This is a genomic window from Achromobacter veterisilvae (genome assembly GCF_037619525.1).
GTDB classification, from domain to species: Bacteria; Pseudomonadota; Gammaproteobacteria; order Burkholderiales; family Burkholderiaceae_B; genus Achromobacter; species Achromobacter veterisilvae.
Window position 1 is genome coordinate 2,455,092 of record NZ_CP148753.1, and the last position, 13,648, is coordinate 2,468,739.

The 13,648-nt window shown below is 69.0% G+C and carries 14 protein-coding genes and 1 pseudogene; 12 read left to right on the top strand and 3 right to left on the bottom strand.

Annotated features, from left to right (window positions below; translation table 11 throughout):
* Nucleotides 1–26: 26 nt before the first annotated feature.
* Together WHX56_RS11345 and WHX56_RS11350 are read left to right on the top strand one after the other, a co-directional pair.
* On the top strand, nt 27–479 hold the full coding sequence (locus WHX56_RS11345; RefSeq protein ID WP_129239539.1) for a VOC family protein: 453 nt from the start codon (nt 27–29) through the stop codon (nt 477–479).
* Nucleotides 476–1,792, top strand: a complete 1,317-nt coding sequence (locus tag WHX56_RS11350) for an alpha/beta fold hydrolase (protein WP_338881252.1) — start codon at nt 476–478, stop codon at nt 1,790–1,792. Before WHX56_RS11345 ends, WHX56_RS11350 begins: the two co-directional genes overlap by 4 nt.
* 13 nt (nt 1,793–1,805) lie before the next feature.
* Here WHX56_RS11350 and gcvA read toward each other — a convergent pair whose 3' ends face one another.
* Nucleotides 1,806–2,717 carry a transcriptional regulator GcvA gene (gene gcvA / locus WHX56_RS11355; protein ID WP_129242976.1) on the bottom strand — a complete coding sequence of 304 codons (912 nt, stop codon included), beginning with the start codon at nt 2,715–2,717 and terminating at the stop codon, nt 1,806–1,808.
* 155 nt (nt 2,718–2,872) lie between these two features.
* Between gcvA and WHX56_RS11360 the strand changes: the two genes are divergently transcribed.
* The 4 genes and pseudogenes from WHX56_RS11360 to WHX56_RS11375 all read left to right on the top strand — a co-directional run bounded on the left by WHX56_RS11360 (nt 2,873) and on the right by WHX56_RS11375 (nt 7,304).
* Nucleotides 2,873–4,084, top strand: a complete 1,212-nt coding sequence (locus WHX56_RS11360; protein WP_338881253.1) for a CoA transferase — start codon at nt 2,873–2,875, stop codon at nt 4,082–4,084.
* Nucleotides 4,081–5,223 (top strand): annotated as a pseudogene (locus tag WHX56_RS11365) (acyl-CoA dehydrogenase family protein); the annotation flags it as partial. The gene WHX56_RS11360 and the pseudogene WHX56_RS11365, both read left to right, overlap by 4 nt.
* A gap of 78 nt (nt 5,224–5,301) precedes the next feature.
* Nucleotides 5,302–6,291 carry an MDR family oxidoreductase gene (locus WHX56_RS11370; RefSeq protein WP_338881769.1) on the top strand — a complete coding sequence of 330 codons (990 nt, stop codon included), beginning with the start codon at nt 5,302–5,304 and terminating at the stop codon, nt 6,289–6,291.
* A 44-nt stretch (nt 6,292–6,335) separates the two neighbouring features.
* Nucleotides 6,336–7,304, top strand: coding sequence for a tripartite tricarboxylate transporter substrate binding protein (locus WHX56_RS11375; protein ID WP_338881254.1), 969 nt, complete (start codon nt 6,336–6,338; stop codon nt 7,302–7,304).
* 28 nt (nt 7,305–7,332) lie between these two features.
* Here the strand turns inward: WHX56_RS11375 and WHX56_RS11380 are convergent, their stop codons facing one another.
* Nucleotides 7,333–7,800, bottom strand: coding sequence for a hypothetical protein (locus WHX56_RS11380; protein WP_287752679.1), 468 nt, complete (start codon nt 7,798–7,800; stop codon nt 7,333–7,335).
* A 367-nt stretch (nt 7,801–8,167) separates the two neighbouring features.
* Between WHX56_RS11380 and WHX56_RS11385 the strand changes: the two genes are divergently transcribed.
* Nucleotides 8,168–8,371, top strand: coding sequence for a cold-shock protein (locus WHX56_RS11385; RefSeq protein ID WP_129242965.1), 204 nt, complete (start codon nt 8,168–8,170; stop codon nt 8,369–8,371).
* A 41-nt stretch (nt 8,372–8,412) separates the two neighbouring features.
* Nucleotides 8,413–8,670 carry a hypothetical protein gene (locus WHX56_RS11390; protein ID WP_129242963.1) on the top strand — a complete coding sequence of 86 codons (258 nt, stop codon included), beginning with the start codon at nt 8,413–8,415 and terminating at the stop codon, nt 8,668–8,670.
* A 24-nt stretch (nt 8,671–8,694) separates the two neighbouring features.
* Here the strand turns inward: WHX56_RS11390 and norR are convergent, their stop codons facing one another.
* Nucleotides 8,695–10,224: a nitric oxide reductase transcriptional regulator NorR gene (gene norR / locus WHX56_RS11395; RefSeq protein WP_338881255.1), complete on the bottom strand. Its 1,530-nt coding sequence runs from the start codon at nt 10,222–10,224 to the stop codon at nt 8,695–8,697.
* Between the two features lie 152 nt (nt 10,225–10,376).
* On the opposite strand from norR, the gene ytfE reads away from it, so the two are divergent.
* The 4 genes from ytfE (at nt 10,377) to WHX56_RS11415 (ending at nt 13,589) form a co-directional block, all read left to right on the top strand.
* The gene (gene ytfE, locus WHX56_RS11400) at nt 10,377–11,072 is read left to right on the top strand and encodes an iron-sulfur cluster repair protein YtfE (protein WP_287752676.1); all 696 of its coding nucleotides are present in this window, start codon (nt 10,377–10,379) and stop codon (nt 11,070–11,072) included.
* A 56-nt stretch (nt 11,073–11,128) separates the two neighbouring features.
* The gene (locus WHX56_RS11405) at nt 11,129–11,539 is read left to right on the top strand and encodes a hemerythrin domain-containing protein (RefSeq protein WP_129242957.1); all 411 of its coding nucleotides are present in this window, start codon (nt 11,129–11,131) and stop codon (nt 11,537–11,539) included.
* A gap of 98 nt (nt 11,540–11,637) precedes the next feature.
* The gene (locus WHX56_RS11410) at nt 11,638–12,555 is read left to right on the top strand and encodes a DUF808 domain-containing protein (protein ID WP_338881256.1); all 918 of its coding nucleotides are present in this window, start codon (nt 11,638–11,640) and stop codon (nt 12,553–12,555) included.
* A 170-nt stretch (nt 12,556–12,725) separates the two neighbouring features.
* The gene (locus WHX56_RS11415) at nt 12,726–13,589 is read left to right on the top strand and encodes an alpha/beta hydrolase (RefSeq protein ID WP_338881257.1); all 864 of its coding nucleotides are present in this window, start codon (nt 12,726–12,728) and stop codon (nt 13,587–13,589) included.
* The last annotated feature ends 59 nt before the right edge of the window (nt 13,590–13,648 follow it).

Here is a 13,648-nt window from a genome sequence, read left to right on the forward strand (position 1 = left end):
GCGCCCGCGCCTGGGAGACAGAACAAATGCTGAAAGACAGACTGCTTGCCGCGCACCACACGGCCGTGTGCGTCAACGATTTCGAGCGCGCCCGGAATTTCTACACGGATTTCCTCGGCTTCGAGCTGGAGGGGGAAATGGACCACCGGTCGGAGCCCGCGCTGGGCGAGGTGGTGGGGCTGCCGGGGGCGACCATCCGCTGGGCGATGCTGCGGCATGGCGCGCATCGGGTCGAACTGTTCAAGTACTACACGCCGGACGGCGACAAGCGGCCGCGCCGGCAATGCGATTTCGGCTACAGCCACATGGCGTTCGAGGTCGAGGACGTGGACGCCGTGTACGAACAGGCCACCCGCGCCGGCTATGAAAGCGTGTCGTCGCCGCGCGTCATGCGGCAGGGGCGCACCAAGGTGTTCTACCTGATGGAGCCCGAGGGCGCCATCACGGAGTTCATCCAGTTCATGAAGGAAAAAGCATGACGAGAACGCTAGACATGGTCGTCCCGCCGACCGGCGAGGCGCTGGACGCGGCCCGCCTGGTCGCCTGGATCGTGGCGCCGGGGCAAGCGTTCAAGGCGGGCGAGGTGCTGGTCGAGATCGAGACGGACAAGTCCATCATCGAGGTGCCGGCGCATGAAGACGGGATCATGGTCGAGCACGTCGTGGCCGTCGACGGCATCGTGAATGCGGATACCGTCATCGCCCGGGTCCGCGTGGAAGGCGAAGCGCCGCCCGCCGAGGCTCCGGCTGCCGCCCCTCCCGCTGTGTCCGAGCCCGCCGAGGCCGCCGCCAAGGCGCCGGCGGCGCGGCCGCCGCAAGCGGCGCCGCAGGCCGCGCCGCCCGGCGCGCGCAAGTTCGCCACGCCCGCGGCGCGGCGCGTCGCGGCCGAGCGCGGCATTGCGCTGGACGCGGTCCAGGGATCCGGCCCGAACGGCCGCGTGACCGTGGCGGATATCGGGCAGGCCCGGCCGCAAGCCCGCGACGGCGGCCAGACGAACCCGAGGGAAGCCTGGGCGGCGACGCGGCACGGGGACGTCCGCCTGAGCCTGTGGGAGGGCGGAGCCCGGTCGGGCAGCCCGACGGTCGCGCTCGTCCATGGAATGTTCGGGGACCGGGATACCTGGGCCAGCCTGGCGCACGCGCTGAGCCGGGCCGGCGTGCGCGTGCTGGCGATGGACCTGCCTTGCCACGGCGAAACGCGTTCGCAGGCGACGCGGTTCGAGGACGTCGTCGACGCGGTGGCGGACGCCATCGCTTCCCAGTGCGTCGGGCCGGTGACGCTGGTGGGCCATTCGTTCGGCGCCGCGGTCGCGGCCAGGGCGGCGTCGCGGCCAGGCATCGGGGCGGAAGCGCTGATCCTGATCGCGCCGGTGGGGCTGGGCACCGAAATCGACCAGAGCTTCCTCACGGGCATGACGCACGCCGCCACCAACGAGGCGGCGCAGCGCGAGCTGGAGAAGCTCACGGTCTCGGGCATGACGCCGTCGGCAGCCTTCATCGACGCACTGCGCCAGGGCACGCAGGCGCGCCGCGAAACGCTGATCGAGTTGTGCCGGTCGGTGGGCTGGAACGGCGTGCAGCAGGTGCACATCGGCCCCGACCTGGCCAACGCGCCCTGCCGCTGCACCATCATCCACGGACGGCGCGATGCGATCGTTCCATGGAAGCATGCCTTGAACGCGCCGCCCAGGACGGCGCTGCACCTGCTGCCCGACGCCGGGCACATGCCGCAATGGGAATCCGGCAAACTGGTCGCGGAGATCGTGCTGGAGGCCGTGCCGGCCCCGCGCTGACGCGTCGTGCCGTTCAGCCCCCCGGCACCAGCGTTTCCATGTGCTTGTTGAAGCGTTCGCCCTCGACCATGAGCCAGTCGCAGAACGTCTTGAGCAGCGGGTCGTGGCGGCGCTCTTCGCGGACGATGAGAAAGTAGCCCGGCGATTGCACGGTGAGCGGCCCGAACGGCGCCACCAGCCGCCCGTCCTCGATGTCGCTGGCCACCAGCGAGGAATAGCCTATCGTCATGCCCAGGCCGTCCAGCGCGGCCTGCAGCGCGAAATACAGGTGTTCGAGCTCCAGCGATTCGGCCGGCACGACGCGGCTGTGCTGCACGCTGGCGAGCCAGTCGTTCCAGGCGCTGCGCCGGGCGCGGCAGTGCAGGAACGTGTGGCGCGACAGATCGGTGATGCGCGCAAGCGGCAGGCGCCGCAGCAGTCCCGGCGCGCATACCGGAAAGAAACTCTCGTTCAGCACACGGCGCTTGTAGAGCCCGGGCGCCGGCTCGGCTTCGCGCCGGATCACCACGTCCAGGTTGGAAGGCAGGCGGCTGAAGGGTTCCAGTCCGGTGGAGATCTCCACTTCCACTTCGGGGTACTGTTCGCGGAACTTCGCCAGCCGGGGAAACAGCCAGCGCATGGTGAAGGTGGGCAGCGCATTGACGCGCAGCACCTCGCGCGAGCGCAGGCTGCGCGAGGCCGAGGCGATGGCGTTCAGCGCGGGGCTGATGGTGTCGAGATACAGCCGCCCCTGGTCCGTCAATTCGATTTTCTTGCCCAGGCGGCGGAACAGCTTCACGCCCAGCCAGTCTTCCAGCGCCTTGATCTGGTGGCTGACCGCGCCATGCGTGACGGACAGCTCGTCGGCCGCCTGCGTGAAGCTCAGTTGGCGGCCGGCGGATTCGAAGGCGCGGATGGATGTCAGCGGCGGTAGTCTGGGCTTCATTGTGAATTTACCTCACAGCAGTCGCGAGAAATGATGCCTGGCCCTTGCGCGCGCCCCGTGCTGGAATACGCCGCATGGTTGCAGAACCGGGAATCGCGGCGGCGGATGCCGTGCCGCGAAACGCTGTGAATTTAACTCACCGGAGGGTGGCGGGCATGCTGCAGGGCAAGGTCATACTGGATCTGACGTGGGTGCTGGGCGGGCCGTTCGCCGGCCAGTTGCTGGCGCAACTGGGCGCCGAGGTCATCAAGGTGGAACCGGTGGGCGGCGACTACGCCCGTTCCGTGCCGCCGGTGTCCGATACGCAGGATTCGCCGTTCTTCCTGTCAGTGAACCGGGGCAAGCGCAGCGTGGCGTTGGACCTGAAGCATCCGCTGGGCCGCCAGGCCTTCCAGGACCTGGTGCGCGAAGCGGACGCGGTGATCTACGGCTTCGCGTCGGATGTGCCGGCGCGGCTGGGCCTGGACCACGGCACGCTGGCCGCGATCAACCCCCGCATCGTCGTCGGCCAGTTGATCGGACTGGACGATAAGGGGCCCTACGCGGGGGCGCCGGCGTTCGACCTGATGTTGCAGGCCATGTCCGGGCTGATGAGCATTACCGGCGAGGCCGGCGGCAAGCCGGTGCGGGTGGGCTACCAGGTGGCGGATCTGGCGGGCGGGCTCTACCTGGCGCTGGGCGTGGCGGCGGGCCTGGTGCAGGCGCAGGCCACCGGCGCGGGCGAACGCGTCCAGGTGTCCCTGTTCGACGCGCAGATGGCCATGCTGACCTGGCAGGCGCAGGGCTACCTGCAAGGCGGCCCGGCGCCGCGCGCCAGTGGAGCGCGCCACGCGATGATCGCGCCCAGCGATATCTACCGCACGTCGGACCGGCGCTGGATCGCCCTGGCGCCCACGGGCGATGCATTCTGGCAGGCCTTGTGCGAGGCCATCGGGCTGCCCGGGCTGGCGGCGGACGCCCGCTATGCCACCGCGGCGGCGCGCGTGGCCAATGTCGACGCCCTGACCGAAGACCTGGCGGGCGCCATCGGCCGGCGCACGGCGCAGGCATGGCTGGACATTTTCGAGGCGCGGCGGGTGCCCGCCGCGCTGGTGCTGGGCGTGGACGAAGCGCTGGCGCATCCGCTGGCGGCGTCCCGCGGCATGGTGGAAGCCGTGGCCAGGCCGCAGGGCGGCGAGCCGGTGCGCATGCTGGGCAATCCCTTCAAGTTCGCCGGCCAGCCGAGCCTGGGCTATCCGCCGGCGCTGGGGCAGGACACGGCGGCGCTGCTGCGCGGCATGGCGGGCTACGACGACGATAGCCTGGCCGCCCTGCAGGCGGCCGGCGCGATCGGGACCGGCGCCGCGCTGGCGGGAGCGGCGCAATGACGGCCGCCGTGGACGAGCGCGACGCGGGGCTGGGCGAGGACGCGCGCGCGCTCTTGAACGGCGTGGCGGCTTTCGCGCAAAGCGAGGTGGCGCCCTTGGCGGCGGCGGGCTGCGGCGCGCAGCCCTGGGCCGGCGGCCTGATCCGGCGCGCGTGCCGGCTGGGTTATGGCGGCATCGAGGTCCCGGCCGGCGACGGCGGGCTGGGCCTGCCCTACCGCATGCGCGCCAGGGTGGCGGAAACGCTGGCCGCGGCCGACTTCGCGTTCGCCTTCGCCTTCATCAACCAGCACAACGTGGCGCTGCGCATTGCCGAACACGGCAGCGCCGCGGCCCGCGCGCGCTACCTGCCGGGGCTGCTGGCGGGAGACCTGGTCGGCGGCACCGCGATGTCCGAGCCGCGCGCCGGCAGCGATTTCGCCGCCATCGCCACGCGGGCTCGGCGCGGCGAGGGCGGAGGCTGGCTCCTGGACGGCGAGAAGGCCTGGGTGGCCAATGCCGCGGGCGGCGAGCTGGCGCTGGTTTTCGCGCAGACGGATCCGGCCCGCGGGCCGGGGGGGATCGCCTGCTTCATCGTCGACCTGCGCGCGCCGCAATGCGAGCGCGTGGACGGCGCGCCGCTGGAGGGGCTGGGCGCGGCCGGCATCGCCGGCATCCGCCTGGCGGGCTATCCGGCCGAGGACAGCGACATGCTTTACGCGCCGGGCCAGGGGTTCCCCATGGCGCTGGCCGGCGTGAACAAGGCGCGCACGCACATCGCGGCGATGGCCGCGGGCCTGCTCGACAGCGCGCTGCGGCTGGCGGTGCGGCACGCCTCCACGCGCCAGGCTTTCGGCCGCCCCATCATCGAACAGCAGGGCCTGCGCTGGTCGCTGGCGGACGTGTCGACGCGGCTGCAGATCCTGCGGATGCTGACGGACCGCGCCGCCGGCCTGATCGACGCGGGATCCGGCGAAGCCGTGCCCGCGGCCGCCATGGCCAAGAAGTACGCCGGCGAAGAATGCCTGGACGCCGTCGCCGCGTGCGCGCAGGCCTTGGGCGCGGGCGGGCTGCTGCCGGACCAGGGCATGGCGCGGCGGCTGCTGGCCGCCAAGGCGCTGTGCTTCGCCGACGGCACCACGGAAATGATGAACGAGCGCATCGCGGCCGGGCTGGCGTCGCGGTTCGCCACGGCGCCGCGCGCCATCGCGCCCGGCGCCGCCACTGACGGGGAGAGGGGAATGCCGTACCAGGCATTGAAACTGACGCGCGGCGAAGACGGCGCCACGCAGGCGCGGCTGGAGCGGATCGCCGAGGACGAGCTGCCCGAGGGCGAGGTGCTGGTGGACGTTGCGTACTCGTCGCTGAACTACAAGGACGCCCTGGCGATCACCGGCAAGTCGCCCGTGGTGCGCAGCTTTCCCATGGTGCCGGGCATCGATTTCGCGGGCACGGTGCGCCGGAGCGCCGATCCGCGCTTCAAGCCGGGCGACGCCGTGCTGCTCAACGGCTGGGGCCTGGGCGAAACGCGCTGGGGCGGCTTGGCGCAGGCCGCGCGCGTGCCGGCCGACTGGCTGCTGCGCCTGCCCGCGGGCATGGACGCCCGCCAGGCCATGGCCATCGGCACGGCCGGCTATACCGCGATGCTGTGCGTGATGGCGCTGGAACGCCACAACGCCACGCCCGAAGGCGGGCCGGTGCTGGTCACGGGCGCCAACGGCGGCGTCGGGACCGTGGCCATCGCGCTGCTGGCGGGCCAGGGCTATGCGGTTACGGCCAGCACCGGGCGCCCTCAGGAAGCGGATTACCTGTATAGCCTGGGCGCCAGCGGCATCCTGGACCGCGCCGCGCTTTCGGGGCCGGGCAAGCCCCTGCAGAAGGAGGCATGGGCGGCGGCCGTCGATTGCGTCGGCAGCCATACGCTGGCCAATGTGCTGGCCGGCATGCGCTACGGCGCGCCCGTGGCGGCCTGCGGCCTCGCCCAGGGCATGGACCTGCCCGCTACGGTGGCGCCGTTCATCCTGCGCGGCGTGACCCTGATCGGCGTGGACAGCGTCTACGCGCCCATGGGATTGCGCGAGGAGGCGTGGCGCAGGCTGGCCGGGGAACTGCCGCGCGGCATGCTGGAGGCCAACACGCGCGAGCTGGGGCTGTCGGAGATCGCGGCCGCCGCGGAGCCGCTGCTGGAGGGCAGGATACGAGGCCGCATCGTCGTCGATGTGAACCGATAAGGGCCGCAGCATAGCGGCCCGCATACCACCAAAGGAGACTGGGCATGATCAAGCAACGATGGCGTTCCGTCATCGCTGCGGCGGCGCTTTGCGCCGCCGCGGGGGCGGCATGGGGGCAGGGCTATCCGGACAGGCCGGTGCGGCTGATCGTGCCGTTTCCGCCGGGCGGCTCGGTGGACTACGTGGCGCGCAACATCGCGCCGGTGCTGTCGCAGAAGCTGGGGCAGACCGTGGTGGTGGACAACAAGGGCGGCGCGTCCGGCACCATCGGCACGGCCGAACTGGCACGCGCGCCGGCCGACGGCTATACGCTGATGCTGGCCTTCGATTCGCATGCGGTCAACGGCTCGCTGTACAAGAACCTGCAATACGACACGATGAAGTCGTTCGACTACATCAGCCTGATCGGCACCATGCCCGCGGTGCTGTTGACCGCCAAGAAGACCGGCATCACCACCTTGCAGCAATTCCTGGACTATGCGCGCGCGCATCCGGGGCAGGTGAACTACGGTTCGTCCGGAGTGGGAGGCTCCAATCACCTCAACCTGGCGGCCCTGGCCGCGCGCACGGACATCAAGTTGACGCACGTGCCTTACCGCGGAGGCGGACCGATGTTCAACGCGGTCCTGGGCGGCGAGGTGGACGTGGTGATCGCCAGCCTGCCCACCATCATCGGTTTCGTGCAGGGCGGGCGGCTGAACGCCCTGGCCATCGGCACGGAACAGCCCGCGCCCGCGCTGCCGGACGTGCCCCCCATCGCCAAGCTGGTGCCGGGTTTCGAGGCCTATTCCTGGGTCGGCATGCTGGCGCCGGCGGGCCTGCCGCCCGAGGTGCGCCAGCGGGTGCGGCAGGCGCTGAGCGATACGCTGGCGGCGCCGCAGGTCAGGAACAGCATGGAGCAGGGCGGCTTCAACATCGTGTCCAGCACCCCGGAAGAATTCCGGCAACGGGTGCAAACCGAATCGCAGCGCTGGGACCGGCTGATACGGGATACGGGCATCAAGATCGAGTAGGCGCGCGGCCGCCTTGCGCGGCGCGCTTTTAGCGCGCGAGCTTCATCGACACGTCGACGTGCGTGCCGCGATCCAGGTCGGCGCCCAGGGGCATGCTGCATTCGGGCAGGCTGAGCAGCTCTTTGCCGATGTCCCCGGCTTCGATGCGGCGGGCGATGTCGTCCAGAAGCAGGGTGCGCGTGGCGAAGCCTTGCCCTTGCAGGTTCTTCGCGTACAGCCGGTAGGTCAGATTGGGTTCGGAGCCCTTCATCACTCCCAGGTCCAGCACCACGCCTTGTTCGTTGCGCAGCAGCAGGTGGCCCGGGCGGGCGTAGATGCGGTAGATGCGCCAAGGCGAAGAGATGGCCGCGTGGGTGGGGCGCGAATCGCGCTGCGCGTCGCGCTTGCGTCCGCCATCGGGGGGTGTCGAGCTGCCAGGCAGCAGCTTGACGCAAGCGTTCGCCAGGCGCGCGATCGAGCGCCTGACGGCGCTCGCGTATAGCGGTTGCGTATTCATTGCCGTACTCCTGTATGGCGGTACGGCGAGGCGACGCGCGTTCAAACACCACCGGTCCAGCATACGCGCATTATCCGGAGGGTGCCGTGAAAATGGGGCGATCGTTACGTATTAACCGTAAATACCCAGAAAAACAGGCATTTACAGGGCAGCAGGCAGCTTCGAAACAGGACAATGATTCAACAAGGTGCTAATTGGAAACGTGCATTGACTTTCACCAACCCTGCGCCCATAGTGGTCAAGAAGCTTTTCGAGCATCGTGATTTTCGTCCGGTCTTGCTCCCTCTGTGGCGCTTTATTGTTCGCTGTCCTTTCCTTGACTGGCTCAATTCGCGGGTGTGCCCGCAGCATATAAAGGAAAGAGATCATGGAAACCGGAATCGTCAAATGGTTCAACGACGCCAAGGGCTTCGGCTTCATCATGCCCGAGGATGGCGGCAAGGACCTGTTCGCGCATTTTTCAGAAATCGTCAGCGACGGCCATAAAGTGCTCGTCGAGAATCAGCGTGTCAGCTACGTGACGGCGCAAGGCGCGAAAGGGCCGCACGCCACGCAAATCCGCGCTTTGTGAGTCAAGGGCCCGCAGGGCCCTTTGATCGCGCAGGGGGTTTTATGTTTCACAACAATATGGTTTACAAGGGCTACCGGCTTACCGCCCGCGTTTCGCGGATTTCAGTCGGGGGCTCCGATCGGCCCGCATTTACCGCGACGGTCGCCGTCGAATACGCGGGAGACCAGGACAAACTGGGCGAATCCCACGCCGTGCCTTTGTTCGAATCGGGAGGATTCGTTTCCACTCCCGGAATGGCGGTGGATGCCGCAATCAATCATGGCCGTCGCATGGTCGACGCGCACGCCAGGCCCGCATGATTTCCAGCGGCGCGTCGCGCCGCTTTACGGCTTGAGCCCGAGGCGCCGCGCCAGTTTGTGCAGGTTGCTGGGATCCACGTCCAGCGCGCGCGCGGCGACGGCCCAGTTGCCCTGATGCGCCGCCAGCGCGCGGCGGATCGCTTGGCGCTGGCAGGCATCGACCGCGTCGCGCAGCGATTGGTCGGGGCCCGACGGCGCCGGCGCGTCGTTTTCTTCGTCCGTCTCCGCCAGATCCATGCCGCCGTCCGACAGGTCCAGCAGCTTGGCGCCCAGCGTCACGATTTCGTTGCGGCTGGCGCCATGGCTGACCGCCTTGATGGCGGCGCGGCTGATGACGTGCTCCAGTTCGCGCACGTTGCCCGGCCAGCGATACCGGCGCAGCATTTCCTCGGCCTCTGTCGACAGTCTCAGGCTGCGCAGCCCCAGGCGCGCGCGGTTCAGCTCCAGGTAGCGGCCGGCCAGCAGCAGCACGTCGTTGCCCCGGTCGCGCAGGGGCGGGATCGGGATCGGGTAGACGGACAGGCGGTGATAGAGGTCGGCGCGGAAATCGCCCGCGCGCACCAGGTCGCGCAGGCTGCGGTTGGTGGCGGCGACGATGCGCACGTCCACCCTGCGCGGACGGTCGTCGCCCAGCCGCTGGATTTCGCCGTTCTGCAGGGTGCGCAGCAGCTTGGCCTGCACCAGCAGCGGCAGTTCTCCCACTTCGTCCAGGAATAGCGTGCCGCCGTTGGCGGCCTCGAAGCGGCCCGGGCGGTCGGCGACCGCGCCCGAGAAGGCGCCCTTGGCATGGCCGAACAGTTCGCTTTCGGCCAGCGATTCGGGCAGCGCGGCGCAGTTCACGTGCACCAGGGGCTTGTCGCGGCGGCGCGAAAGGCGGTGCACGCGGTGCGCGAACAGTTCCTTGCCCACGCCGGTTTCCCCCAGCAGCAGGATGGGCAGTTCGGAGTCGGCCACCACTTCGATCTCGTGCAGCAGCCGGCCGATGGATTCGCTCTGGCCCAGGATCTCGTTGCTGTCGGGCGCGGCGCTGTCCGCCGGCTCGGCCCCCCGCGCCACGCGCAGCGCCCGGATCTCGGCTTCGAGCCGCGTGGTCCGCAGCGCCGCTTCCAGCAGCACGATGTAGTCGCGCAGGTCGGATTGGGCCTCGGTGTCGAAGGTGCCGACTTCCAGCGCGTCCAGGGTCAGCACGCCCCAGGGCCGGCCTTCGATGTGCAGGCTGGTGCCCATGCAGTCGTGCACCGGCAGCGGTTCGCCCGCCATGCCGTTGATCAGCCCGTCGTAGGGATCGGGCAGGGTGCTGTCGTGGTGGAAACAGGTGACGCCGCGCCGCGCCAGGATCGCCGCCAGCCGCGGATGCTGCTGTACGGCGAAGCGCCGCCCCAGCGCGTCCTGCGTCAAGCCGTCCACCGCGATGGGGCGCAGATGGTCTTCCTCCAACTGCAAGAGCGCCACGGCGCCGCAGCGGAAGTGCGTGCGCAGGCTGGAGACCAGCCGCTGCAGGCGCACGGCGGGGGGAAGGTCGGCGACCAGATCGGCGAGCAGGAGATTTTGCATAGGGTGAATTCTACCTTGCGGCGGTGAATATAACCCTTATCGCCCAGGGTGATATTCACCCTTTAATTTACAGATACTTGATAAATCACAACTTTTTCCTGGCACGGTTTTCGCTCTTCTCCTAGTACCCGTCATGATCAATGGAGAACACGATGAGCATGGTTGAGCAATCCCTGGGACAGTTGGCGCGCAGCATTCCTGGCGCCACACAGGTTTTTCACGAATACGAACTGGATTTCTGCTGCGGCGGCAAGAAGAGCCTGGCCGAGGCGGCGGCCCAGCGGTCGCTGGACGCGGCGCAGATCGAAGCGCGCCTGATCGCGCTGGCGCAGAATCCCTCACAGGAAACGGACTGGGGCCTGGCCTCGCCGGCCGAGCTGATCGACCACATCCTGGAGCGCTACCACGAGGTGCACCGCCAGCAGTTGCCCGAACTGATCCGGCTCGCGCTGAAGGTGGAGCAGGTGCATGCCGACAGCCCGGACTGCCCGGCCGGCCTGGCGGACCATCTGCGCGTGATGCAGCAGGAACTGGAAAGCCACATGCAGAAAGAGGAGCAGGTGCTGTTCCCGATACTGGCCCGCGGGCACGGCGCCATGGCGGCCATGCCCATCCAGGTCATGCGCATGGAGCACGACGACCACGGGGTGGCGCTGGAGCGCCTGCTGGCCTTGACCAACGGCCTGACCTTGCCGCGCGCCGCCTGCAATACCTGGCGGGCGTTGTACCTGGGCATACGGACCTTCAAGGAAGACTTGATGGCGCACATCCACCTGGAGAACAACATCCTGTTCGAGAACGCCGCCGGTCCGGGCGGACAGTTGCGCGGCCAGCAGGCGGCGGGCTGAAGACGGCGCGCGGGGCGGGGTGGCCCGCCCCGCCGCTCAAGTATGGGAATCCAGGCATGAACATCGACAAATTCAAACAGCAACACGTGGATATCCTGCAGGGCATCGCGTCGCTGCGCCGGTTGGCGCACGCGGGCGTGGCCCGCAACGCGGCGGCGATCGCGCACGGCATCGTGTCCATCAGCGCGACGATCAAGCTGCATCTGGCCGTCGAGGACCGGGCCCTGTATCCGGCCCTGGCGCGTTGCGCGGATACCGACCTGGCGCGCGCGGGCCGCGCGTTCCAGGAGGAAATGGACGAGATCGCGCGAAGCTACGAAGATTTCGCCCGGCGCTGGAACAACGCGGGCAGCCTGGAACGGGACGAGGCCGGCTTCCGGGCGGACGCCAACATCGTGCTGCGCCGGGTCCACGAGCGCATGCAGCGCGAAAACCGCGATCTCTATCCGCGCATCGAGGCGATGTAGGCCCGGCGCCTGGCGTTCCTCGGCCGAACGCCTTCCAGGCCGCGCCGCGGGTCCGCCTGTACACTCGGGAAATCTCTCGGGGCGACAGGGGATGCCCAATGGCCGGAAGCAGTTTCTTCGCACTGTTCGACGACATCGCCTCCATCCTGGATGACGTGTCCGTCATGACCAAGGTGGCCGCCAAGAAAACCGCCGGGGTGCTGGGCGACGACCTGGCCCTCAATGCGCAGCAGGTCACCGGCGTGCCCGTCAACCGCGAGCTGGCGGTGGTCTGGGCGGTGGCCAAGGGCTCGTTCGTCAACAAGCTGATCCTGGTGCCGGCGGCGCTGCTCATCAGCGCTTTCGCGCCCTGGGCGATCACGCCGCTTTTGATGCTGGGCGGGGCCTTCCTCTGCTACGAGGGCGTCGAGAAACTGGCGCACAAGTACCTGTCGCACGGCGACTCGCCCGAAGGCCACCACGCCGCGCGCGCCGAAGCCCTGCAGGACCAGGCGGTCGACATGGTGGCGTTCGAGCGCGGCAAGATCAAGGGCGCGGTGCGCACCGACTTCATCCTGTCGGCGGAAATCATCGTCATCAGCCTGGGGGCGGTGGCCGGCGCCGACTTCACCCGCCAGGTCATGGTGCTGTCCATCATCGCCGTCGCCATGACGGCCGGCGTCTATGGCCTGGTGGCCTGCATCGTCAAGCTCGACGATCTGGGCCTGTACCTCAGCCGCAAGCCCTCCCGGCCGCTGGCCTGGCTGGGCCGGCGCGTCGTGGGCGCCGCGCCCTATCTGATGAAGGCGCTGTCGGTGGTGGGCACGGCCGCCATGTTCATGGTCGGCGGCACCATCCTGACGCACGGCATCGCGCCGGTGCATGCCGTCATCGAACGCGCCGCCGCCGCCGTGGGCGGAGGCGGCGTGGTCCAGGCGCTGGCGTCCACCCTGCTCAACGCCCTGTTCGGCATCGTCGCCGGAGCCGTGGTGCTGGGGGCGGCCGGCCTGGCCAAGCGGCTGCTCAGGAAGGGCTGAGGCGCGGCCGCCAGCCTTAGCCCGGGCGGGCGCGGCGCCGCCCTAGGGAATCCCCTGCCTTGTTGATCCGGAACAGTGGCGCCTAAAATTGGCGCCAATTTATGTGATCATTGTTTCGACCACCGGCATAGACCATGGCACGCCGACACGGCCATGGAAACGAGGAAATCATGCAGTCCGACGCAGCACTCGCCATCCAACCCGACGCCGCCCGCGCCCGGGCCATCTACGATCTGGGCCACAGCACCGTTTTCGCCGCGCGCACCGACCCGCGCTTTTCCTATTGCATGTATGTGCCGCCGCACATCGACGCGGCCAGGCATCCGATGGAGCTGGTGGTGATCATGCACGGCACGGGCCGCGCCTTCGTGGAATACCGCGACGCGTTCGCGGAATTCGCCCGCTGGAACGATTGCATCGTGCTGTGCCCGCTGTTCCCCGTCAGCCCGCTGGGCGACGGCAACCGCGACGGCTTCAAGCAACTGCGCGAAGGCGACATCCGCTATGACCAGATCCTGCTGGACATGGTGGCGGAAGTGGGCGAGAAGTTCGACCGCGATTTCAAGCAGTTCGCCCTGTTCGGCTATTCGGGCGGCGGCCAGTTCGTGAACCGTTTCGCGCTGCTGCACCCGGAACGCCTGTGGGCCGTGTCGATCGGCGCGCCGGGCTCGGTGACGCTGCTGGATCCGGAGCAGGATTGGTGGGTGGGCGTGCGCGACGCGGAAACCCGATTCGGCAAGCGCATCGACGTGGATGCCCTGCGCAAGGTGGCCGTGCACATGGTCGTGGGCAAGGCCGACCTGGAAACCTGGGAAATCACCCACCGCGAAGGCGGCAAGTTCTTCATGCCGGGCGCCAATTCCGCCGGCAGGAACCGCCCGGAGCGCCTGGAATCGCTGCGCCGTTCGTTCGAGGCGGCCGGCGTGGACGTGACGCTGGACCTGGTGGACAACGTGCCGCACGACGGCCTGAAGTGCGTCGGCCAGGTCCAGGATTTCCTGGCCGGGGCGCTGGCCACGCTGCGCAATGCGTAACACCGCAATCTTGAAGAGCGCGCGGCGCGGACGCGTCCGCGCCGGGAACTAGGAGAGGG